Consider the following 21984-nt stretch of genomic DNA (forward strand, 5'->3'; position numbering starts at 1 on the left):
AATTTGATAAAGTATAACAAAGCCCGGTTCCCGGAAAGCATCATAGCAATAATTGATCGGGTTTATTCTATATGGGACTTTGCCGTTGTAACGGCGAGGTCTTTGTCTCTGGTAAACAGCCACCACTGCGGCTTCGTGGTGTGCGGGCCTGCTTCTTTTTCCCTGCCCCGGCTGTAATACCAGTGGCCGAACCGCTCGACGGTGGCAAACGGATGATTACCGGCGCATAAAACACTGCACGTGCGGATTTCCTTGAAGTAAATCGTCTCATCCGGCTCTTCATCATTGGCCATATCTGCGGGCAAAACAATACGGGAGACATCCACGCCCCGGGCTTCCTTCTGATCCAGCCATTCTGAAATGTTCATGGTTGTTTTTCTCCTTTTGCAAATAATCCGTATAACGTCTCCTTCATGTGTGGTCATGCTGACCATTGTCATATCGACCGGAGGCGACAGCCCGGCGTATGCCGGGGAGATATCTTTAAGATCCCTCACTGTGTTTCGGGACAAGGATTTCTCGCTGTGTTCGGAATAACATCATTGTAAAGCAGCTATTGACACACTACACAAGCAGACGAAACGGTTCAGTCGTGATGCTGATGGCCCCGTTCCTTCCGGACAAAAAGAGCACAGTCCATTTCGGAATTGCTATAGACATCAACCGACGGCATGCGGGCGGATTTGAAACCCATCGCGCGGCACCCGTAGGGATACTTTCTCTCATAGGTAATATAGAAATGTTCACAGAAGAAACAATTGATGAGGGTGCCTTCTTTTTTGTCGTCGGCCATTGAACAACTCCGATAGAACAAGGTATCTAGGCTGAAGGTCTATTTTGTCAGCCTTCGGCATTTTTAATCTTTCTGGATGACGGCGCGTTTCACGCCTTTCATCTTAACCTTCAGTCTCGTGTGCCCCGCAGGGGTATCAGCCTTCGGCCTTCAGCCTTTTTTACGTTTCCGAAAGCTTTTCCAGATTCAGTTTGTCCGTCAGAAGCAGGTTCGCTTCCTCCAGTTTTTCCTGCGCTGAATAAACCGCTACGGCTCTGGACCCGCCGGCTTTTTCAAAATAGCCGGCCAGCGCGTCTCTTACTTTTCGCGGCGTCGCGGAAAATATCTGATCCCGGAAGGACTGACGCATCTGATCCGTGACACCGATAAAATGCCGCATCAGGGCAACATAACCGCGCCCGGACGGGTCAAGAGGTTTGTCCAGTGCACTAAGCGTGCTGATGATGGCTTTTTCCATATCGTCGGCGGACATATCAATTTGTGAATAGAATTTCTGCGCTTCCTGAAAGACATTCAAGGTTTCGACGATATGCGGATCGCGATAAGACAGAAACGCGAAAATCCCCAGCGTCGTGTCGAAGGAAGACATGCCGCCGTAAGCGCCGCCCTGAACACGGATATATTTGTAAAGGTAGCTGTTGGAAAGCTCTCTTGCGGCCAGCATCAGGAGAGCGGAAGACGGATCATTGTATGCGGGCGCTGTCATGGCGCGGGCGACATAAGAGACCTGTGTGGGAACGGCAATGCCCGCATAGACGGGTGTAAGCGGCGGTTTGGCCGACCTGTCCGCGCGCTGGCCCGAGGGCAGTTTGGCAAGCAGCCGGTCAATATGAGTTTCAACCAGCGTTAAACCATCGGCCCCGGCGGTGACATTGATGGTCAGGTTATTCTTGTGAAAGATGATCGCTTTCAGCTGAGCCAGCTTTTCGCGCAGGTTCTGTCCGGAAACATCGAAATCGCCCGACTGCTGCTGAACAAATCGCAACTGGGTCCGGCCATGCCATTGTTCATCACGATATGCGGGCAGCGTAAGCCCTGCTCCCGCCGCCCGTTTGGCAAAGACGTGTCCGGACGGGACAATGGAGGACTGTAGATTATTTTTCCGTTCCGCGAGTAAATCGCGCATTCTTGCTTCCTGTTCCAGATCGCCTTCACAAAGAATATCGTAAACGGTGTCGAACGCGTCCGGAATGGTGCGATAAAGCGCTTTAAAGGAAAAGATCATTTTCTGCCAGGTGTCCGTCGCGTCCGCGGAAAAACCGGCGGACAGGTCATAGCCGAATCCCCCCATATTCAGCGCGATGCGTTTGGACATTTCATCATACGTCAAACCCGCCGCACCCATGCCGGTCATGATTTTACCCAAAAGCGGCAGGTAAAGCTGAAGGTCTTCGGGTACATGAGCAATATCAAAAGCCAGATCGACATAGGCAATGCCGTTGGTGAACAGGTCGTGCGTAAGTACCGGCACCGACTGAAGGGACTTATACACGGTTGGAATGGTTTCCACTTCTCCGGGAATATCCGCCAGCTGCAATTTAGGCAGCGATGCCGCGGCTTCGGGCGAATCGGTGTCGGACTGAAATGCTTTCAACCGCGCTGCCTGCTCGTCGATTTGCCGCAATTGTTCTTTCGAAAAGCCTTCTTTCAAAGCCGCCATCTTCCGCTTTAACTTTGCATCATTCTTTTGGCTGAAGTCGGGATCCGGTTCCATTACGGCCAGCAGGCGGTGGGGGTTGTCCACCAGCCACTTTTGGATCATTTTCTGGAAGACCTGCGGATCATCCGTCCAGCGCTTGCGGATGCTTTCAATCATGCGGGAAAAATCAAGGCCGATCAGAGGATCGCCGTCATACAGCCAGGTTTGAAACACGTTGCCCATCAGCGTAATGCCATACGGGTAAGAGCCGCGGGAAATTTCCTTGCCGTGAAATTCGACCTGATGCAGAATGCCTTCCACCAATTCCCTGTCGAATCCTTCGGACACAATCTTTTGCAATGTGTCGTCAATGAGCTTCTCAACTTTCGGGATGTCGGCGCTTTGCACGTTGCGCAAACCGGCGCAAAACAAAAGCTGCTTCAGATCGGATTCCATCCCGGAAACCGGCGACATATCTTCGCCCAGCCCCGAATCAATCAGGGCCTGGCGCAGGGGAGCGGCCGCGCTGCCCACCAGCAGGCCTGAAATAATTTCCAGCATCAGCGCCGTTTCAAAATCTTTGTTTTCCGCCAGCATCCAGGCGACGTTGACAATGGCTTTCCCCGTCAGCGGCTCGTCTATGTCCACGGGATAGAATCCGGAAACACGCCTGGGAGCGGTGAAAAAAGGCTGGCTTTTAATAGACGAATCAACGTCCACCCGGTCAAATCCGGCCAGCATCTCCGATAAAAATTTCAGATGCTCCGCGGTTGGAATATCTCCATAGAGAAAAAAGCGCGCGTTGGTCGGTGAATAGTATTTCCGGTGAAAGTCCCTGAATTGTTCATACGTCAGTGTGGGAATAACCTCCGGGTCGCCGCCGGAATCCAGAGCGTAAATGGTGTCGGGATAAAGATTTTCCTGAATGTCTTTATACATCAGGGAATCGGGCGACGAGTAGGCGCCCTTCATTTCATTATAGACAATCCCGGAAATAATCAGATCGCTCGTGAGATCGCCAGGCGCGGCAAACTCCAGATGATGACCTTCCTGCAAAAAGGTTTCCCTGAGCATCCGGGGATGTAAAACCAGATCCGTATAAACGCGGGCAAGATTGAAAAAGTCCGCTTTGATCTGGCTGGCAACCGGATACACGGTTTTATCGGGGTAGGTAAAAGCATTGATGAACGTCTGCATGGTGGAGCGCATCAATTCCTTGAACGCGTCCTTAAGCGGATATTTCTCCGAACCCGCCAGCACGGAATGTTCCAGGATGTGGGGCAGACCCGTGGAATCCGCAGGCGGCGTGCGAAAACCTATCGCGTATAAATTTTCGCGGTCAAAAGCGTGAAGGTGCAGAACTTTCGCGCCGGTTTGGAGATGCTCCATTTCATAAGCGGTGAGACGCATGGCCGGAATGGCTTCTACTCTTAATACTTTAAAACCTGTGAACAGATCGCCGGCTTGCAGGGTCGGTTCTGGAACATTGGATGACGTCATTCCTACTCCTTTTCAATCCCGCTTGACAAAGACGAGCGTTAATTTGCCGCACTTTGTGCCGCGAGTCGGTTGATTAATTTTATTCCGGACAGTCCTGAATCACGACGCGGCGGTTCTGCTTTTGCCCTTCCGGCGTGCTGTTGTCGGCGACAGGCTGGGACATGCCGGCGCCCTTGACGATTAATCGTTGCGCCTCAATGCTGAATTTCTCAATCAGATAACTTTTAACACTTTCGGCACGCCTGAGGGAAAGCGCCATATTGTAAGCATCCGAACCGACGTTATCCGTATGGCCGGTTATGGTAAATCTGGCTTTGGGATACTTCACCAGATATTCCGTAATGACTTTTACTTTGTCGTCGATGTCCGGATTGATTTCCGTTGAATTCGTTTCAAATTCAACGCTGATGTTCACGCATCCGGGTTTGTTTAAGTCCCTCTCGGACGCGATAACGGGCCCCGGTTTCCGTTTGGGAGCGGCAATGACAACGGGTTTGGCGGAAATGACGGCTGTCCGGGCGGTGATTTTCTCCTTGGCTGCTTCCGTGACGACAACATCCCGCGTCTCGTTGCTGAAATAAATTTGACCCATCATGCCTTCCGCAGGCGTTTTCGTTCGCTGCGTATTGATATAAACCTGCACGCCGGTGGTTACCCCCAGCGGTTCGCCGCCGTTGATATCGCTGAAAAGCTTCTTGTAGTCTTCATAAATATTACGGCGTTCCGTATACCACTGGCCCGTCTTGTCCGTTTTATTTCTCAAAACGATGTATCGCAATTTATCGCCTGCGATCTGTGAACTGCGGCCGCTCCAGCCTTTGGGCGCCTCATTATCCCAGATATAGCCGACAATAGGCGTATTCAGCACGGCCGGAAATCCCGTTTCCTTAAAAGCAATGTAAATCTGCAGGGCCTGATCATCGGCTGCTTTCTTGCGGACATCGCCGCCGACCGGCATTTTATCGACCCGCCAGCGCCAGGTAATAATCGGAAAGTCTTTCACGTTCACCCGTGACGATGTGCGGACGCCGAATGAAGAGTTGCCGAACGACTGCAGATGCAAATAATAGTTTTCCCCGTCTTTTTCCATTTTCATCGACGGCACGCCGACTTTCTTCTCTACAAACCAGCCTGTCGGCGCTCCGCCCGGCATTTCCGTGGAGCGATACTTGGTCACCGGAATGACGGACGCCGAAATAGGCGGGCAAACGGCAAAGACGAAGCAAAGCGTGAACAACCAGCGTAAAACTGTGAACCCTGCCTTACCCATGCTGGACTGCCATTCGTTTCGCGCGGAGCGCCATGATTTCCGTCCGGGTCAGAACAGACTGCACATGATCAACATACCGGAGAATATTTTCACGGCCGCCTTCTTCGCGATCGATCAGCGTAATCACCCGGTCAATAATCAACCCGGCCTTGCGGGCGTGTTCAATGGCGGTAATCGTAGAGCCGCCGGTGGTGATGACGTCGTCAATAATCACCACTCTTTCACCGGACTTCACATTGCCCTCGATGGCGCTTTTCGTGCCATGATCCTTCACATCTTTGCGCACGATAAATGATTTGACCGGCTTGCCCAGCTGCCAGGAAATGACGGCCAGCGCAGCGGCAATCGGGTCGGCGCCCAGCGTGAGACCACCCGCCGCGGTAATCGGCGCGTCTTTAATCATATCAAAAATAATTTCGCCGATCAGGTTCATCCCTTCGGGATCGAGCGTGGTCGGTTTGCAGTTAAAATAAAAGTTGCTCTGCCGGCCCGAGGCCAGTGTAAAAGGCGGATTTTCACTGTATTTAAAGGAGCGTTCCAGAATGATTTCACCGAGACGTTCCTTTTTTTGCTGGATGGTCATGTTGTTATTTCCTCCGGTAGAGATTTCTCATGAGTGAGAGTTATTTTCGTTTATTACAAATTTTATGGGCAGTTCCGCCCAGGTTTTATACGGAATACCCGACTTTTTAGCCGGTTCAAATTTCCAGGCCCTTACCGCCTTGACCGCGGTTTGATCCAGAATGGCATAACCGGATGATTGTCTGACGACGGCTTTGCCGACGCGCCCATCCGCAAGAATTTCCGCCGCAACGAGCACAACCCCCTCATAGCCCTGCTGCCGCGCCATTTCCGGATATCCGGGCGGCGGATTTTCCCGGTACAGGGGATAGGCGCGGGAAAAGGCAGGCGCCGCGGCAGACGCGATCGCGGGCCTGTTTGCATCGGAAGCAGGATGACCGGCGGCGGCATAGGCTGCTGTTTTAGCCCCCGGAGCAGCCGGCGCTTTATCGTAAGCAGCCTCTTCGGGCAGGGCCGGGGTTGTCGCAGCTTCCACACGGAAATGCTGCTGTGCCGGCACTTCCGAAACAGAGCCGGTACGGACTGCCGCTGATTGTGTTTTGGCTGGGTTGACTCTCCGGGCGGGAGCAGGAGAAGTTTTATTTCCGGCGGTAAACGAAACCCACACGAAATCAAGCTTGCCCAGTTCCCGCGAAATCATGGCATTGCCGGGCATGCTGAAAATCAGGATCACCGCCGCCAGCCCGTGCAGGCCAAGCGACGCGACAATACCCGGTAATTTATTTTGTTTTTCAGCCATCATGAAAATAATTTTACTTGTTTATTAATTGATCAACGACTCTAACGGCCGCCACACCGTCTTTCGCAAAGGACGCGCCAATGGACGCAGCGTAGGCTTCCGTAACCACCGCGCCGCCGACCAGAAAAGCCGTTTGAATCCCTTCAGCGCGGGCAAGCCCGATGATGTCTTTCATGTTGACCATCGTCGTGGTCATCAGGGCGGAAAGTCCTATCACATCCGGCTTCTCTTTTTTGGCCGTCTCGATAATGATCCTGTCCTCGACATCTTTGCCCAGATCGATCACGCAATAGCCGTAATTTCTCAAAAGCAGCGCGACAATATTCTTACCGATATCATGAATGTCGCCCCGCACGGTGGCCAGTAAAACCTTGCCCTTTTCGGCGGCAGCCGCTTTTTTCAGGAGCGGGTCCAGGTAGGCCAGTGCTTTTTTCATCGCTTCCGCCGCCGCCATCAATTGCGGCAGGAAATAAGTCTTCTTTTCATACAGATCTCCCACGCGGACAATGGCCGGAATGAGAATTTCATCAACCACCCGGTTGGCCGGTTGACCGTCTTTCAGAAGCGCTTCGATGAGCGTTGTAATATGATCCCGGTCGCCGTCCAGGATCGCCGCGGTAACTTTTTCCTCCGGCGATATGACGGATGAACCGGCAGCCGGCACAGCGGCAGCCGGTTGCTGGGCAAAATGATTAATGAAAAGGAGCGGCGCTTTTTCTTTGGCGATCAGGGTATCTCCCGCTTTTTTCACATTCATGAATTCCACGCTGGCCGGATTGGCAATCGCCATCGTCAGGCCGCAATACTGTGCCATGGCCAGAAAAGCGGCGTTCAGCCAGGGACGCCCCGGCATACCGAACGAGACATTGGAGAGCCCCAGGATGGTTTTGCTTTTGAAAGTTTTTTTGCACCAGGCCAGTGTCGCCAGTGTTTCTTTGGCGGCCTCGCTGTCGGAGGCAACCGCCATGACCAGACCGTCCACGACAAAATCATCTTTGGTCATCCCGGCCTTTTGCGCCTTCTGGAAAATCGACTGGATGACCGCCTGACGTTTTTTCGCCGTCTTCGGAATATCGCCGTCAGTGAGCGGCAGCAAAATAAACATCGCGCCGTATTTAGCGGCCAGCGGCAAAAGCCTCGCCAGCTTTTCTTTTTCTCCGGAAATGGAATTGATCAGCATCCGGCCCGGATAGATCCGGAGCGCCGCTTCAATCGTTTCTACTTTGGATGAATCGATTACCAGCGGCAGAGACGTCGCCGTGGATAAAAGTCCGATCACTTTTTTGATGGTTTGCACCTCATCAATGCCGGGCTGACCGACATTGACATCCAGAAGAGATGCGCCCTGCGCTTCCTGTTCCTGCGCCATCTGGCGAATAATAGACAGTTTTCCCTCCGCGAGCTCCTGTTGCAGGGCTTTTTTCCCGGTGGGATTGATCCTTTCACCGACGATAAACAGCGGCTGCTTCTCATCCAGAACGAGGGCGCTCCGCGCGGAACTGAGCGCGCTAATCGATGCGCGGCGGGGTTTAACCGGTTTTCCGTTCCCCATCACTTTAGCCAGCGCAGCAATATGATCCGGCGTCGTCCCGCAGCAACCGCCCAGCAGATTGGCGCCTGCCGCCGTCAGCTTCCGGGCATAAGCGGCAAATGAGCCTGCATCCATGTCAAAAACAGTTTTCAAACCTTCAAGTCTGGGCATCCCGGCATTGGGCTTGGCCAGAAGCGGTACGGTCGCATAAGGCTTCATCGCGGCGATGAACTCCACCATTTGTTCGGGACCGGCGGAACAATTGCAGCCCACGGCATCCGCGCCGAGACTCTGCAGGGTAATCAGCGCGGCCACAGGCGGCGTGCCGCCCAGCGTGTGTCCGTCTTTTTCAAAGGTCAGGGATGTGATGGTGAAGATATCCGACAGCTCCTTCACCGCCAGCAGGGCTGCACGCGTTTCCTGAATGTCGATCATGGTTTCAATCACGATCAAATCGCAGCCGCCGTCGATCAGGCCCCGCGCCTGCTCTTTGAAAGCCTCGACCGCTTCTTCAAAAGCCAGCGGGCCGGTGGGCTCGATAAATAAACCGGTGGGACCGATATCCCCTGCCACCAGCGCCTTTTTCCCGCAAGCTTGTTTGGCCAGGAGCGCAAGCTCCCTGTTCACCGAATAGACATCTTTTTTAACGCCGAATTGTTTGAGCTTGAACCGGTTCGCACCGAAAGTGCAGGTATAAACAACCTGAGCGCCGGCCTTCTGATAGGACGCATGAACGTCCTGAATGACCGTTGGATTTTCCAGGCACCAGATTTCCGGGCAGACACCCGACGGCAGACCTTTTTTCTGCAACTCGGTTCCGGTTGCCCCGTCCAGAATAACAACCTGCTTATCGAGAAGACTCTTCATTTTAAAGCTTTTAGTCATCATACGCTCCCTGAGCATGATCAATTTTTCAAAAGTGCGTTCTTATACCATCTTTGGAATCAGAAGTGGAATATTTTTTTTATCGGAATGATAATGAATTTCTCTTGAACATCAAGGGATTAGCGTTGAACAGATTCATCGGGGACTTGGGCTTGCGAACCATTTCAATCCGGGAATAGCATTGCCTGTTCAGATTGCCCCCGGCGTTTTAGCGGGGACGTCTGTTTGACCCGGGACCGCTTGAGGGCCGCTTTTTTGCTTTCCGATTCCCGTAATTCAAAAGTTTTGCTGAAAACGGGGTGCCGGCTTGCGGCCAGGCGAATGAACAGACTTCCCATTTGCCCATAGCTCATCCCGAGAACTTCCGCCGCGCAGGCCATACTGGCGTCATGGCTGATATCCGCGTTGGGATTGATGTCCAGAACATAGAAAATGCCATCTCTCAGGCGGACGTCCATCCGGGCATAATCCCTGCACCCCACCACCCGGTAGGCTTCACAACACGCCTTTTCCAGCGCCTGCATCTCTTCACCGGTAAGCGACGCGGGCAGCTTTGTTTCAATTTTTTCATAGGGGTCGGAGCCGGGAATAAACTTGGCATCATAGGTACAAAGCCGGTCTTTGATGTCTTCAAAAAAGGAAAAGTCCATTTCCGCGACAGGCAGGACGGTAAGCTTTTCGTTTCCCCAGACGGAGACATGAAATTCACGCCCGTCGATAAAGTCTTCGACCATGGCCGGCTGATGGTACGTGTCCAGAATGAAGGGAATACGATTCTTCAGTTCGCAGGCATTGAGGACAACGGAATCACGGGTGATGCCCGCGGAGCAATGCTCGTTCATCGGTTTGACGATTGCGGGGAATCTGTCCCATTGCACGGATTCATGATGATGAAAAATGTGCCAGGCGGGCGTCGGAATGCCGGCCTGATCGAGCAGGACCTTCACCCGGAACTTATCCTGAGCAAGAGCCAGAGCTTCTGAATCGGCGCCGGTAAACGTGAAACCCAGCATCTCAAGCCGTTTGGCCACCAGCCACTCACTATGCGGAAGCCCCGGCAGGCTTTCGCACCAGTTAAAAATAATATGTTCTGAAGGATCAAAGGAACGGAGATGGCTGGCAATGTCATCATCGGCGATGGGAACGAAAACGGTGGGGTATCCGACCCCAATTAATGCGTGGCCGAGTTGTGTCGAGTAACTGATGACGTCCTCTTTTTCATCCTGTGTCCAGTCCGGATCAACATTATACAATAAGACGACCGGAATTTTTTCAGGCGCTGCGTCAACCGACACTATGAACCTCCGTGTTTCAACATTCAGTATTTCTGCCTCTCTCCACCGGGAATGGTATCATTCACCGGAACCCTGCTCAATTTTGCCGAAATTTAATCAACCGCCTTCGCAGCACACTTGGGTCAATCAGCTCGTCTTGCAACAGCGGAATCAAGACCCGCCATGATCGGAACCGTTTTTTCAATATACATAATTTTTCAATAATTCCCAGCATTATTTGCATTTTTGCGTCAAAAATTCATGATGTTATCCAGGCGTGCCGCCCCTTCCCTTCTGACGGGCAAGTTCTTCATCCGCACAATGCTCATCACCCCGGCATTGCCCCATCAAATCCATTCCTGCAGAATTTGTTTTTTATCATGTTAACAGAATCATCAAAATGATATAAACATACTCTCGGTTGTCCGGCCGTTCACCGGACATTTCCGGGACGTCCGGTGAAACGGACATGGTGTGAAGGCTGACCTGGAGAGATTGAAAAGATGAAGAGGATTCTCCCGACAATCTGCGTGGCATTTTTTATTGCGGCGGCACTCTGCCGCAGCGCTGCTGCTGATGGGATTCAACCGGTGCACGGAGGACTTGCAAAATACAATATTGACATTCATCAAAGCTCTGTTTCCGGTCTGTCCGCCGGCGGTTTTTTTGCCAATCAATTCTTTGTGGCTTATTCCGGCATCATGTCCGGTGTCGGCGTTTTTGCCGGAGGTCCTTACGGCTGCGCCCGCGGTGATCTGCTGAAAGCTTTGCATGATTGCATGGCCCGCCCTTATTTTCTCACAGATGAAGTCATGACAAAGCTTACCGACAAGGCCCGTGCCTATTCCGGAAATGGTCGCATCGACCCGCTGGAAAACCTGAAATCAAAGAAAATATTCCTGTTCGGCGGCATGATCGATAAGACTGTTCGCCCCGAGGTTGTGGGCAGAGTTTACGACTGGTATCTGAACATGGGTGTCCCGCGAAACAATATTTTTTATAAAAAAGATATGATGACCGGACACGCCATGCCCACCTTGCGCTATGGAAACAAGTGTGAGGAAGTAAGCAGCGCGCCCTGGATGAGCGCCTGCGATTATGACGGAGCCGGCGAGGTATTAAAACACATTTACGGTGTGTTAAATCCCGCCCGGCCGGTTACAGCCTCAACCGGACAATTGATCGAATTTGCTCAAAGGGAATTTGTTGATCCGCGACCTTTGAATTCTGAGGATCTGGCAGAGCAAGCCAGCCTGAATGAATTCGGCTATGCTTATGTTCCCCGATCCTGCCTGGACGACGAGCCGTGCAGGATCCATATCGTGTTTCATGGCTGCCGGCAGGTTTACAATAAGGATCCGGCCGGTATCGATCCGGAAAAAGGCGGCAGGCCATTTGGCTTGCAGATGGTCCTCCATGCCGGTTATAATGAATGGGCTACTGCCAATCATATCATTGTGCTGTATCCGCAGGCGCAAAAAAATAAAGCTAACCCCCATGGCTGTTTTGACTGGTGGGGTTATCTCGCCGATACGAAAGACACATACGCAACAAAAGAAGCTCCGCAAATGAAAGCGGTACGCGCGATGCTGAAGGCCCTGAGTGGAAAATGAGGATGTGATCAGGGCGTTGTTTTCCTGACATCTTGACACCAAAGGCAACGGAGAGGGAAATTTTATGCAGGTTCATTTCTGGGGAACACGCGGATCTTTGCCGACTTCCATCACGGCCAAAATGATCGAGGCAAAAATATTCAAGGCTGTTCAGGCTGCGCAGGCTTATAAGCTGGAGACAGATGACGCCATTAAAGCATTTATCCGTAATGAACTGCCCTTTTGCGTCCGGGAAACTTACGGCGGCAATACCTCCTGTGTCGAAATTGCCGGCCAGACGGAATATATCGTTTGTGATGCGGGAACGGGACTGAGAGACTTCGGAAATCATTATATGAAAGCCAGGATGAGCGGAGAGAAAAACCTGCCGAACGTCTTTAATATCTTCATGTCGCATTTGCACTGGGACCACATTCAGGGCTTTCCTTTTTTCACGCCGGCCTTCATGCCGGGCAACCGCATCAACATTTACGGCTGCCACGGAGCGCTGGAAGAATCATTCGTGAATCAGCAGAAGGATCCGTGCTTTCCGGTTCCTTTGCAGGCCATGCGGGCGGATATCTCCTTTCATGTTCTGGAACCGGACAGGACATACGATATCGCCGGAGTAAAAGTAACCGGCATCCAACAGCATCATCCGGGAGACTCTTACGGGTATTGCTTCCTGAAAGATGGGAAGAAAATCGTTTACTCAACGGATTCGGAGCACAAGGAAGGCGCGCAAAATGACAATTACCGATTCATCGAGTTTTTTAAAGAAGCGGATCTGTTGATATTTGACGCCCAATACAGCTTTCTGGACGCGGTTGATGCAAAAGTCAACTGGGGGCATTCCAGTAATCTTCTGGGCGTTGAACTGGCTGTGCGTGCAGGCGTCAGGCGTCTTTGCCTTTTTCATAATGAGCACACATTCGATGATACGGCGCTTGATCAGTTTCTGGAAGATACGCGTAAATATCTCAGGATACTGGACGGCTCGTCCAACCTGGAGATTTATCTGTCTTATGATGATCTGACCATAGCGATATAATTTCCTTTAATGATGCATGCCCCCGACACCTGACGTTTTCTTGAACGGCACGATACAGCCGGATGGAAAACTGATGCAAAACAACGGCAACAAGGTCTTTCGTGACGCCGGCTCCTTTTATATTTTAGATTTTCTTGACTTCCGGGAGTGTGTCTCCTATACTTTTGTCTATTATAAGGATGGAAATGAATAGCTATGGCCCAAAATGTTGTATTCTCCGGAAGTCTGATCTTCGTGTCTCTTGCCGATCTCTTTCAATTGCTCGGCACCAATAACTGCACCGGAATACTGACCCTGCGGAGCCAGTATTCACCCGATATGGGTATCGTATATTTCAGCGACGGAAATCCGATCAATGCTTCCTACGGCAAGCTGAAAGGGCTTGAGGCGGTTCATGGACTGTTTGGATGGACTGACGGGAAATACGAGTTTTCCGAAGAGAAATTGACCGGAGTTGATCCGGTCATTACGCAGGGCAGGATGGGAATCGTTCTGGATGCCTTGAGGCTGCTGGACGACGGAGAAATAGCCAGAGTCGGCCCTGAACCTCTCGATCAGGAATACATTGAAAAAGCAGGACCTGACGGCGTCCAATTTGATTTTGTGCATCCCATTAAAGGGTCCCTGGTGGATTATCAGTATGTCACCAGAGAAGATTTTTACCCGGACGGTTCGGTTATTGTAAAAGAGGGGAATTACGGCAAATGGTTGTGGGTCATCTATCAGGGCACGGTAAAAATAACCAGGGAAACTTCCAAAGGCGCTCTAACGCTGGCCAAGCTTGGCGAAGGGTGTTTCATCGGGACCATCAGGGCGCTTTTATACGGTGAAAATGAACGGATTGCCACAGCGGTTGCCGAAGGAGATGTCCGCCTGTGCATTCTGGACGTAGAAACCCTCCATCGTGAATATGCGTCATTATCGGAGAATTTTAAAAAGGTCCTGCTCGGCCTTGATAACCGGTTAAGAATGATCAACGACAATGCCGTTCAGGCTTACACCGGGAGTTATGCAAAAGAATTGCCGAGCGACAAGGTGCTTGAACAAAAATATAATGATGCGGAACTCTATATCATCAAAAAGGGAACAGCCGATATCATCGGCAAAGGCCCCAGGGAGGATGTTAAGCTCCTGTCTCTGGGCCATGATGATGTCTTTGGAAAGATCCCTTTCCTGGATTTCGGACATGAACCCTTATCCGCATCCATCATGACGTCAAATCCCTTTGAGGCGGAGGCCCTGGACGCCCATGCGCTTCAAAAGGAATATGAAAATCTTTCTCACACGTTCAGAAATTTTGTTTTCAGTTCCGCGGCGAACATATCCATGACCACAAAGCTTTTCTATCATTTGCTGGGCAATATCTAACGGTATCTCTGTCATCTGCTGAGCAAGAGCATCCTCTGACTTTCCGCAAAACATTTTGCGGCATTCATTAAAGACGTCGAAACTTTGAGCCGTTGGTGGTATAATTTTTAAAATCAGCTGTTCCATAGATGCGTAAAACAGGGCGTTGAGGTTCGAAGGGCGCTTTACCGGTTTTATAATTCCTTAACTAAAAAAGGAGAAAATCATGAAATTGAAAAATATTTTTTTCGCGGTCATGGTGATGTTATTGCTGATACCCTCCACACTATGGGCGGCTGACTTCGGCTGGATGCCGGATTTTAACATTCAGGCACAGGCGGATCCATCAGGATTCCGCGCAAGAATCGCCACCCGTTTCAATATCGGCGATGCGCAGATCACAACCGTGCTCAGTAATTTCCCCAAACCCGCGGATGCTTACGTCGCCCTGCGCCTGGGAGAGATGTCCGGAAAGCCGATCGACTACGTCACCACACAATATAAAGGAAACAGGGGCCGGGGATGGGGCGCGCTGGCCAAAAGCCTGGGCATTAAACCCGGTTCAAAAGAATTTCATGCCCTCAAACGCGGGGACGATCTTTATGGCGGAAAAGGCAAAGGCAAGGGCAAAGGCAAAAAAAATAAATAATAGTAAAAAACAAGCCATCCCTGATGAACGGAGAAAAACGTGAAAGGTAAGGTTGACGGCTCGTTCATCGCTTTATCGCCAGTTCAGGAGAATCAGGGCAAAGTTGTCCGGCGATATGATCATTGATTTAACAAATCAACCTTTGCGCGTTTACGGACCGATTCCTCCTCCGCTCATTATGTATTTTTTCTCTTTGACCTTGATGACCATTTGCAATATAATCAACGCCGGTTTTGTCGGTAATAAATAAATAAGGAGCATTAAAAACATGGACAATAACAGCACCCCTTATATCGACAATACAGGAAATGTCATCGTTCCATTCAGCGCTGATCCGAAATATCATTTCTGGAACGGCGGACAGTCTCTCTCTAAAACATTGCTGGAAATCAAGGCGACGGAAAATATCTGGAACAGGCATATTGAAAAGCCCTATCCCGGGAAAGAGACTTTGTAGAGGAGGCTCTGCCATGCCCATATTTATAATGTTCGGCAAATACACGCAGGATTCGCTGAAGGACGTATCGGCGCAGCGGACCAAAAAGGCGCTCAAGATCATCGAAAAAAACAGCGGCAAAGTGGTTTCCATGTATGCCGTTATGGGGGAACACGATCTGGTCTTTACCCTGGATTTTCCCGATGCTGAAAAAGCGCTGTGTGCATCGACGGGTTTAAATATGCTGACCGGCATATCCTTTTCCACTTCGCCGGTTGTCGATGTGGAAAAGTTCGATAGCCTGATTTCCAAAATAGAAAAGATTTAATTGATAGACAAGAAACGACAGCCTCAGGCAAAGCCGGTTTCCGCCGTCTTCTTAAAATATTACTGCATAAATTCCAATAAAAACCCCCTCAAGCCATAAGAGCCTTGAGGGGGTGTGCTATATCAACAGATCATGTTTGTTGTTGTAGCGGCCGTTCCAAACTGCTTTTATCAGGTGACAATGTTTTTCACTGCATCAATAACCGGGTTGGTAAACAGCGCCATCAAAATGGTGTAAAGGGCAAAGGCGCCAACAACTTCCGCCGTGTACATTTTGTTATACTTCCGTTTCAGGCTGACTAAAATCAGTCCGCCCACAATCAGGCAGCCCAGTTGAAAATACGGGAAATTAGCTGCTCCCGCTGCCGCATACTCAGCAAAACCGAAGGTTGCCGTTAAAAGAACTACTGCCGCTGCCGCTACGATGGTTCCTAATGTTTTCTTCATGATCTGTTACCTCCTTGGGGTAATTTGTTTCGTTTCATTTGCCTTTCTACTAATGAAATTTGCGTGCCAGATTTTAACAGCAAACAAAAATATAGCTTATCTATTTGAAATATAAAGATATACAATGACTACCCCTATTGACGCCAAAGTTTCAAAACGTTCTTTTTACGTCTTTGATTGCAATGAAACGTTCAATCCATTGAAAGAAATGTAAAGTGCTGCGGCCGTCAAAATTTATTCGGCAGGTTCAAAGCCGTGGGTTTAATCTTATTAAAAAAAATGGATTATGTTATGATGATAGCCAGATAATCGCGATAGGGGCAGCCCGGACTGTTTGTTATCGGGCAAAAACCATGAAAAACATGCTATGCGCACTTTCCGTTTTCTTGACTCTGACTGCCGCTGCGGCCATTTTGGCATGTCCCTGCAGGGCGGCGGGCGATACAGCCGATCCCCCCTACATAAAATACTCGGTTTCAGACCAGGAGGCCACAATCGTTTCTGCGGCCACACCTTATGACTCCGATCCCAAAGCCAGGGATGCTTTTCTCCATTGGTTCAAAGTCGGATTCCATACGGTCCTGAACGGCGCATCACCTCTGATGATTGAATGGCAAAACTCGCCTGAAGGAAAAGCGGGCCGGAGAGGCTATGACTTTGGAATGGATGAAGCTGAAAAATACCTGAAGGAAAAAAAGGAGCCCCGTCAGCTGCTGCAGACAATGCCGATTCCGCCGGATTAATGCGGGAAATAACCTCTGATCTTTAACGCCGCGCCATTCACACCGTCATTCAGGGCAATAATCATTTTCAAAGAAGGGCAGTCCGTATGTGCGGCCGGCAATACCGCCGGCCCGGCAATTTTTAAAATCAGCCCCGGGGCAGCCTCCGGGTTCTTCCTGCAGTGGCGCCTTTCCCATTTATTCAATTTCACGGCAGTCTAATCGGACATCATCAAAAAAGCTGAACCCGAACTCAACTTGTGGTACATGTACCGCAGCGGAACATATCAAATATACCGCGAAGAGATTGTGAAATGGGTGAAATTCTAAATTATTTTCTAATCGGTCTTATGATCTATTTCCTGCCCGCGTTCATTGTGGCCTCCAGAGACGGAGAGAAAAAAAAATTAATTATTCTATTAAATATTTTTTTCGGGTGGACGATCATCGGCTGGGTTCTTTGTTTTTCATGGTCGTGTATCACGCCCAGAATAAACCGGCATTTGAATGATGACGCCGAGGAACATGAAAAGGAAAAAAACAAACAGTCCGGCCGCCATGAGGATGGCCTTCATTGCTGCGGGGACGGGATTGAAAATTCTGATCAAACGGTCATACCGGATCAAAGGGCGGATAATCAATCGCGGACGGAATGGATATTATATGGAACGAAAAATGGTAAAAAATATTACTACGAAAAATACTCCATTCATCATATAACTCCCGATACGCTCCGGGTCTGGACTAAAGTTCAATATTCCCGGGAACAGATCAGAGACATCATTCAATCAAGAACAAATAACAACCTGGCTACAGATCGTTTGGATAAGTTAGCCGCAATGACTGAACTTGTTGAAATGAATTATTTAAATCGCTCTGTTAAAAGCATGCAATATGTATTATTGGATCATGAAGGGGGAATATTAGGGGAGAAAGACTGTTCCGGACAAAACGTAAAACCAATCATTCCTGATTCAATGGGTGATATTTTATTTAGAATTGTTTTTCCGAAGAAGAGACTGTAATATCAGTATTACAGGCCGGATTTTTTTAGAGTTGCCGCAAGGAGATTAAATTGAAAGAAGAAGACAAAAATAATCAATCTGCATTATTTGAATGGAGTGAAAAAAAGGACGAAGCACTGGAAATCATATCCGGATTTTTCAAGTGGATTGAAGATGAGGACGAAGCGCTAAGCATTATCATGAAATCATCTTACGGGGTTTTGATTATTGCCTTTTTGAATGGCCTTATAGGATCATTAACGTTGCCTGCCGTGGTCCCCGACGCAATATTTTTGCTGATATCAGGGGTCTTATTATTATGGCTGAAGAGTAGAATCGTCGCCGTTTTACTATTGTTATTCGGCATAGCCTCTCTTGTGGTAACCCTATTAAATATCGCCGGGTATACGCAAATTGTCGGGACAAATATAATTTTCACGATCATCATCTTCTGGCTGTCGATTAAAGCGGTTGAAGCGACTTTTAAACTGCATGGCAAGTTCAGGGAAGAAGAAAATGATCTTTAAACACTCAAACCAATGGCATTAATTTAACCCTGAAATCCGAAGGTCATTCCAGCCGTCACGGAAAAGTCATTTTCGGTTGAATTCAAACCGTGCTTAATACGGCAATCAACGTCAAGATTTTCCTCTGCAGAGCGGGTGACAACACGGCTCAAGGAAGGCGGGATCGATACCTGAACGATCATCCGATACCTTCCCTGCTCTGTGTGCCGGCATCAGCAACTTCTATTTGCGGCAAATACAATCCTCTTAAGACATTTATTGGCGCGCTACGCGCTAGAAGTGATAAGTGGCCGCGCCGACCGTGACGCCGGAACCGCAGGCCAGCAGCAGGGCCTTCCTGCCCGGCGCGCACCGCGCGCCGCCCAGTTCGTGATGCAGCGTGAGCAGCGTTGACGTGGTCAGTGTGTCGGGTAACTGACCGGTCAGATCTGCGATGCGGTCAGCGCCGATCCCGAGCGCCGCCGGCAGTCCGCCGATAAATTCCCCGGATATCTGCGGCGGCACAACCACATCGATATCCCCGGGTCGCAAACCGTCGCGGGCCAGCACATCGGCAACCACGCGGCTCAATCCGGCCAGATAGAGCTCGGTAAGCCCGGGATCACGCCGCAGGAAAAGCCTGCCGCGCTTTTCTCTGAGGCTGACGATCGAACGGTAACGATCGGCCTCGGCATCGTCGGTCTCAAAAGCAAAGGAGCCAAAACCGACGCCGTCACGCGGCGCACAGTCGAGCATTACCGCAGCGCCGCTCGGCGGATAGGAATAGGAGGGATCAGGCTGCCGGTCGGAGTTGATCTCGCTTGCCACAACCATGCCGACCTGCACCTCACCGCTCTTCAAGAGCGCATCGACCACCTGGATCGCGTTGAGCATGCCGCAGCCTCCGTTGAGCAGATCGAAGGCCGTGGTGCGGCGTCCTTGAAATTCAATATTGAGATCGAGCCCGTGCGCAATATAGGCGGCAATGGCCGGTTCACAGACGTGATCGTCGCGGTAAACGCCGCAGTTGATCAGGACGCGTACGTCGGCGCGGCGGTAATGCGAACGCGAAAGGCAGTTGCGTCCGGCAGCCAGCGCGTGTTTAAGAGAACTCCAGGCCGTCCATCCCCTGCGCGGCGGGCTTACCCCCAGGCTTGCGATGCGGCAGCGGCGACGGTTGACCGGCGCCGGCGGTTGAGGCCGGACCGCCTCGACAACCCGGGATGCGGAAACGGCGGGCTCATCAGTCTCAGCGCCAAAACAGGCGCGGTAGCGCGCCGGCAGATCATCAAGCGTGAGCGTGGCGTGGGTAATGACGATGCCTGAAGCGCCGCTGATCAGCAGGATATTGTCACCGGACTTCATCTTGTTTTGCAGAATATAGTCGTGCATGACCAGAAAATGGCTGGTCGTGGTCGTGTTGGCGAACTTCTCCGCACTGCACGGGAAAATGTCGGGCACTTCGCAGCCCATGAAGCGTTTGACTGCCTTGACCCCCTGATGGATGGCGCGCACCGAAACCTGATGCGGTATCGCGTGCTGCAAGTCGTCAAAGGTCCAGCCGGTCGCATCAAGCGCCTGCTTCAGATAAAAGGGAAAGTGTTCGGAACCCTTCTTCTGAAAATCGCGCGCCCTGGTGATGAGCATGCCGCCCGGACCGCGCGGCGACGGCTTGGAGTAACAGTACTGGTCATGCTTGGCGCCGGTGACCAGATCGAGCCAGTGAAACCCGTAATGCTCGTCGACCGAACGGTCGATAATGACCGCCGCTCCGCAGTCGCCCAGCGTCAGCGATGCGATCTGACCGTCGAAGCTGTGGCGGATCTGGCGCGCCGCCGTCTCGGCAAGCGGCATGTTCTGTTCGCCGCTGACCACCATGCCGCAGCGGGCAACACCCGCTCGAATCAATCCCTGCAGCACCCAGATGCCGTTGAGCATGCCGGCGCAGGCATTGACAATATCAAAAACCAGCGCGCGCTTTGCGCCGATCGCACGCGAGACGAGCACCGCGGTCGCCGGCTCAAAGGTGAACTCCCACGGGGCGTGATGTTTGGAAATGCTGGTACAAATCACAACGTCAAGGTCGGCGGCCGCATAACGCGACATGGAGAGAGCGCGCACAGCCGCTTTGACCGCCAGGTCGACCGCATACTCGCCTACGGCTATCCGACGCTCACGGATACCGGTGATGCGCTCAAGGTCCCAGCGGGGCCGCCGGTGGCAAGACTGCAGCAACGCTTCCATACTGAGTATTTTCTCAGGCAGATAAACGCCCAGACTCTCTATCTTGATCTTATCAGACATTAAACTTCCTCCAGTTTGGCAATGCCCTCGGTAAAGCTGACGCTGGGCGCGTAGCCGAGCTCGCGCCTCGCCTTGCCGATGTCATAGCGGCAATGGCAGGCAAGCAGCCGCACACCATAGCGCGTAATGGCAGGTGGCCGGGAGCTACCGCGCAAGCGCGCGGCCAACTCGACTAATGCCGCGGCCGCCTTGACCGCCCGGACCGGCACGTGAAATTGCGGCCTTGCCGTATGGTATGCATCAGCAATCGCGGTGAGCGCCTGATGCAGCGTAATCAATTCGTCATCGGTGATGTGGTAGATCTGACCCGAGGCGGCCGCGTTTTCAGCGGCCAGCGCACAGCCGAGCGACAGGTTGTCGACGTGGGACAGGCCAAGCAGGTTGTCGCCGCGGCCGAGACAGGGCATGCGTCCCCGCCGCATTAACGCGACGATACGCGGCATGATGGTAGCATCGCCTGCGCCCCAGATCACACCCGGCCGGATCACTGTTGTCGCAAGCCCCTGCTGTCCGTGTGCGGCGCGCACCAACTTTTCCGCCGCGATCTTGCTTTGCGTGTATGGATCGGGCGGTGCAGCGGTGTACGGCGATTGTTCGTCAACCCGCCGACCGTCGCGCGGCAGCCCCAGTACGGTAAGCGAGCTTAAATGAACCAGCTGCGCCACACCGGCCCGCAGGCAGGCATCGATGATGTTGGCCGTCCCGTCGCGGTTGACCGCCATAAACTCGGCGGCCGGTCCCCAATCCGCAACCTTGCCCGCCGTGTGAAAAACAACACGCTGCCCTGCTGCCGCACGGGCAAGTGAATCACGATCGTTGACATCACCCAGTACAATTTCGACGCCCAGCTTCGACAACCGGGAGAGGTCGCTGGTGGGCCGCGCCAGCGCACGCACGCGATAGCCGCGCAGGGCCAGTGTTGCCGAAAGCCTGCTGCCCAGAAATCCGGTCGCGCCCGACACCAGAGCGCAGGCGCCCGTGACCAGCGCCGTTTTCGGGATATGTGTTTTGGTCATACCGCCATCACCGTTTCAAGGTCGAAACCCGCCATGACGGCAAAAATCCGGGCATCGTCCGGAAACCGGCTGCCGGCAATTGCCTGCCTGAAGGCGTGCGCCGCCGCAATGGTTTTGTTCATTTCCGGAAGGCTGGGAAAGCTCAGAGCAAGAAAGATGGACACGGTGATTCTGCGCAAAACGGCTCCTTTGATACATTGACATCATTTATTATCATTATGATCAGTTGATTTTGATCAGACATTATTTGTTCATCGCCAGTCTATAGGAATTTTAACCCTGCATGTCAAGGAAATCATGGCCCCGAAAGATGAGGCGTTTTCAAATTGGATAAAATAAAACAGCAGCCTGTAATTTGCACTTATTCCAT

Annotated in this window: 21 protein-coding genes; 8 read left to right on the plus strand and 13 right to left on the minus strand. The window is 51.6% G+C overall.

From position 1 onward, the window contains the following. Positions 1-62: 62 nt before the first annotated feature. From CVU71_07390 to CVU71_07425, 8 genes are all read right to left on the minus strand, one after another. Positions 63-368, minus strand: coding sequence for a hypothetical protein (locus CVU71_07390; protein PKN19324.1), 306 nt, complete (start codon positions 366-368; stop codon positions 63-65). A 218-nt stretch (positions 369-586) separates the two neighbouring features. Beyond that, positions 587-793, minus strand: a complete 207-nt coding sequence (locus CVU71_07395; protein PKN19325.1) for a uracil-DNA glycosylase — start codon at positions 791-793, stop codon at positions 587-589. Positions 794-953: 160 nt separating this feature from the next. Then, positions 954-3932: a hypothetical protein gene (locus tag CVU71_07400; GenBank protein PKN19326.1), complete on the minus strand. Its 2979-nt coding sequence runs from the start codon at positions 3930-3932 to the stop codon at positions 954-956. A gap of 79 nt (positions 3933-4011) precedes the next feature. Then, positions 4012-5202 carry a hypothetical protein gene (locus CVU71_07405; protein ID PKN19327.1) on the minus strand — a complete coding sequence of 397 codons (1191 nt, stop codon included), beginning with the start codon at positions 5200-5202 and terminating at the stop codon, positions 4012-4014. After that, the gene (pyrE, locus tag CVU71_07410; GenBank protein ID PKN19328.1) at positions 5195-5785 is read right to left on the minus strand and encodes an orotate phosphoribosyltransferase; all 591 of its coding nucleotides are present in this window, start codon (positions 5783-5785) and stop codon (positions 5195-5197) included. The genes CVU71_07405 and pyrE overlap by 8 nt, the downstream gene beginning before the upstream one ends. A 27-nt stretch (positions 5786-5812) precedes the next feature. After that, on the minus strand, positions 5813-6526 hold the full coding sequence (locus tag CVU71_07415; protein ID PKN19329.1) for a hypothetical protein: 714 nt from the start codon (positions 6524-6526) through the stop codon (positions 5813-5815). A 10-nt stretch (positions 6527-6536) separates the two neighbouring features. Next, entirely contained in the window at positions 6537-8939 is a 2403-nt protein-coding gene (locus CVU71_07420; GenBank protein ID PKN19330.1) for a 5-methyltetrahydrofolate--homocysteine methyltransferase, read from the minus strand. A 164-nt stretch (positions 8940-9103) separates the two neighbouring features. Then, positions 9104-10234, minus strand: coding sequence for a hypothetical protein (locus tag CVU71_07425; protein ID PKN19331.1), 1131 nt, complete (start codon positions 10232-10234; stop codon positions 9104-9106). A 482-nt stretch (positions 10235-10716) separates the two neighbouring features. Here CVU71_07425 and CVU71_07430 point away from each other — a divergent pair, with 482 nt between their 5' ends. The 5 genes from CVU71_07430 (at position 10717) to CVU71_07450 (ending at position 15616) form a co-directional block, all read left to right on the plus strand. Next, on the plus strand, positions 10717-11826 hold the full coding sequence (locus CVU71_07430; GenBank protein PKN19332.1) for a hypothetical protein: 1110 nt from the start codon (positions 10717-10719) through the stop codon (positions 11824-11826). Between the two features lie 64 nt (positions 11827-11890). Next, entirely contained in the window at positions 11891-12856 is a 966-nt protein-coding gene (locus CVU71_07435) for a hypothetical protein (protein ID PKN19333.1), read from the plus strand. Positions 12857-13051: 195 nt separating this feature from the next. Then, complete coding sequence (locus CVU71_07440) at positions 13052-14224, plus strand: hypothetical protein (protein ID PKN19334.1); 1173 nt, start codon at positions 13052-13054, stop codon at positions 14222-14224. 205 nt (positions 14225-14429) lie between these two features. Next, on the plus strand, positions 14430-14852 hold the full coding sequence (locus CVU71_07445) for a hypothetical protein (GenBank protein ID PKN19335.1): 423 nt from the start codon (positions 14430-14432) through the stop codon (positions 14850-14852). A gap of 308 nt (positions 14853-15160) precedes the next feature. Further along, positions 15161-15616: a hypothetical protein gene (locus tag CVU71_07450; protein PKN19336.1), complete on the plus strand. Its 456-nt coding sequence runs from the start codon at positions 15161-15163 to the stop codon at positions 15614-15616. 170 nt (positions 15617-15786) lie between these two features. Here CVU71_07450 and CVU71_07455 read toward each other — a convergent pair whose 3' ends face one another. Then, the gene (locus tag CVU71_07455) at positions 15787-16062 is read right to left on the minus strand and encodes a hypothetical protein (protein PKN19337.1); all 276 of its coding nucleotides are present in this window, start codon (positions 16060-16062) and stop codon (positions 15787-15789) included. 215 nt (positions 16063-16277) lie between these two features. Here CVU71_07455 and CVU71_07460 point away from each other — a divergent pair, with 215 nt between their 5' ends. Then, the gene (locus tag CVU71_07460; protein PKN19338.1) at positions 16278-16805 is read left to right on the plus strand and encodes a hypothetical protein; all 528 of its coding nucleotides are present in this window, start codon (positions 16278-16280) and stop codon (positions 16803-16805) included. On the opposite strand, the gene CVU71_07465 is transcribed toward CVU71_07460, so the two are convergent. Continuing rightward, positions 16802-16996: a hypothetical protein gene (locus CVU71_07465; GenBank protein PKN19339.1), complete on the minus strand. Its 195-nt coding sequence runs from the start codon at positions 16994-16996 to the stop codon at positions 16802-16804. The genes CVU71_07460 and CVU71_07465 overlap by 4 nt on opposite strands. Positions 16997-17098: 102 nt before the next feature. Between CVU71_07465 and CVU71_07470 the strand changes: the two genes are divergently transcribed. Together CVU71_07470 and CVU71_07475 are read left to right on the plus strand one after the other, a co-directional pair. After that, a complete protein-coding gene (locus tag CVU71_07470; GenBank protein ID PKN19340.1) occupies positions 17099-17809 on the plus strand; it encodes a hypothetical protein in 711 nt (236 codons plus the stop codon). A 50-nt stretch (positions 17810-17859) separates the two neighbouring features. Then, the gene (locus CVU71_07475) at positions 17860-18315 is read left to right on the plus strand and encodes a hypothetical protein (protein PKN19341.1); all 456 of its coding nucleotides are present in this window, start codon (positions 17860-17862) and stop codon (positions 18313-18315) included. Between the two features lie 273 nt (positions 18316-18588). Here the strand turns inward: CVU71_07475 and CVU71_07480 are convergent, their stop codons facing one another. The 3 genes from CVU71_07480 to CVU71_07490 are packed head-to-tail and all read right to left on the minus strand — an operon-like array spanning position 18589 to position 21793. Continuing rightward, on the minus strand, positions 18589-20598 hold the full coding sequence (locus tag CVU71_07480) for a hypothetical protein (protein PKN19342.1): 2010 nt from the start codon (positions 20596-20598) through the stop codon (positions 18589-18591). Then, entirely contained in the window at positions 20598-21614 is a 1017-nt protein-coding gene (locus CVU71_07485; protein ID PKN19343.1) for a hypothetical protein, read from the minus strand. The genes CVU71_07480 and CVU71_07485 overlap by 1 nt, the downstream gene beginning before the upstream one ends. Further along, positions 21611-21793 carry a hypothetical protein gene (locus CVU71_07490; GenBank protein PKN19344.1) on the minus strand — a complete coding sequence of 61 codons (183 nt, stop codon included), beginning with the start codon at positions 21791-21793 and terminating at the stop codon, positions 21611-21613. Before CVU71_07490 ends, CVU71_07485 begins: the two co-directional genes overlap by 4 nt. Positions 21794-21984 lie beyond the last annotated feature (191 nt).

The sequence above is a fragment of the Deltaproteobacteria bacterium HGW-Deltaproteobacteria-6 genome, assembly GCA_002840435.1.
Taxonomy (GTDB): Bacteria; Desulfobacterota; Syntrophia; order Syntrophales; family Smithellaceae; genus UBA8904.

What these genes read in the sequence shown, in the direction of transcription:
- CVU71_07390 (PKN19324.1), bottom strand. Translation starts at nt 368, where the DNA reads ATGAACATTTCAGAATGGCTGGATCAGAAGGAAGCCCGGGGCGTGGAT.
- CVU71_07395 (PKN19325.1), bottom strand. Translation starts at nt 793, where the DNA reads ATGGCCGACGACAAAAAAGAAGGCACCCTCATCAATTGTTTCTTCTGT.
- CVU71_07400 (PKN19326.1), bottom strand. Translation starts at nt 3,932, where the DNA reads ATGACGTCATCCAATGTTCCAGAACCGACCCTGCAAGCCGGCGATCTG.
- CVU71_07405 (PKN19327.1), bottom strand. Translation starts at nt 5,202, where the DNA reads ATGGGTAAGGCAGGGTTCACAGTTTTACGCTGGTTGTTCACGCTTTGC.
- pyrE (PKN19328.1), bottom strand. Translation starts at nt 5,785, where the DNA reads ATGACCATCCAGCAAAAAAAGGAACGTCTCGGTGAAATCATTCTGGAA.
- CVU71_07415 (PKN19329.1), bottom strand. Translation starts at nt 6,526, where the DNA reads ATGATGGCTGAAAAACAAAATAAATTACCGGGTATTGTCGCGTCGCTT.
- CVU71_07420 (PKN19330.1), bottom strand. Translation starts at nt 8,939, where the DNA reads ATGACTAAAAGCTTTAAAATGAAGAGTCTTCTCGATAAGCAGGTTGTT.
- CVU71_07430 (PKN19332.1), top strand. Translation starts at nt 10,717, where the DNA reads ATGAAGAGGATTCTCCCGACAATCTGCGTGGCATTTTTTATTGCGGCG.
- CVU71_07435 (PKN19333.1), top strand. Translation starts at nt 11,891, where the DNA reads ATGCAGGTTCATTTCTGGGGAACACGCGGATCTTTGCCGACTTCCATC.
- CVU71_07440 (PKN19334.1), top strand. Translation starts at nt 13,052, where the DNA reads ATGGCCCAAAATGTTGTATTCTCCGGAAGTCTGATCTTCGTGTCTCTT.
- CVU71_07445 (PKN19335.1), top strand. Translation starts at nt 14,430, where the DNA reads ATGAAATTGAAAAATATTTTTTTCGCGGTCATGGTGATGTTATTGCTG.
- CVU71_07450 (PKN19336.1), top strand. Translation starts at nt 15,161, where the DNA reads ATGTCATCGTTCCATTCAGCGCTGATCCGAAATATCATTTCTGGAACG.
- CVU71_07455 (PKN19337.1), bottom strand. Translation starts at nt 16,062, where the DNA reads ATGAAGAAAACATTAGGAACCATCGTAGCGGCAGCGGCAGTAGTTCTT.
- CVU71_07470 (PKN19340.1), top strand. Translation starts at nt 17,099, where the DNA reads ATGGGTGAAATTCTAAATTATTTTCTAATCGGTCTTATGATCTATTTC.
- CVU71_07480 (PKN19342.1), bottom strand. Translation starts at nt 20,598, where the DNA reads ATGTCTGATAAGATCAAGATAGAGAGTCTGGGCGTTTATCTGCCTGAG.
- CVU71_07485 (PKN19343.1), bottom strand. Translation starts at nt 21,614, where the DNA reads ATGACCAAAACACATATCCCGAAAACGGCGCTGGTCACGGGCGCCTGC.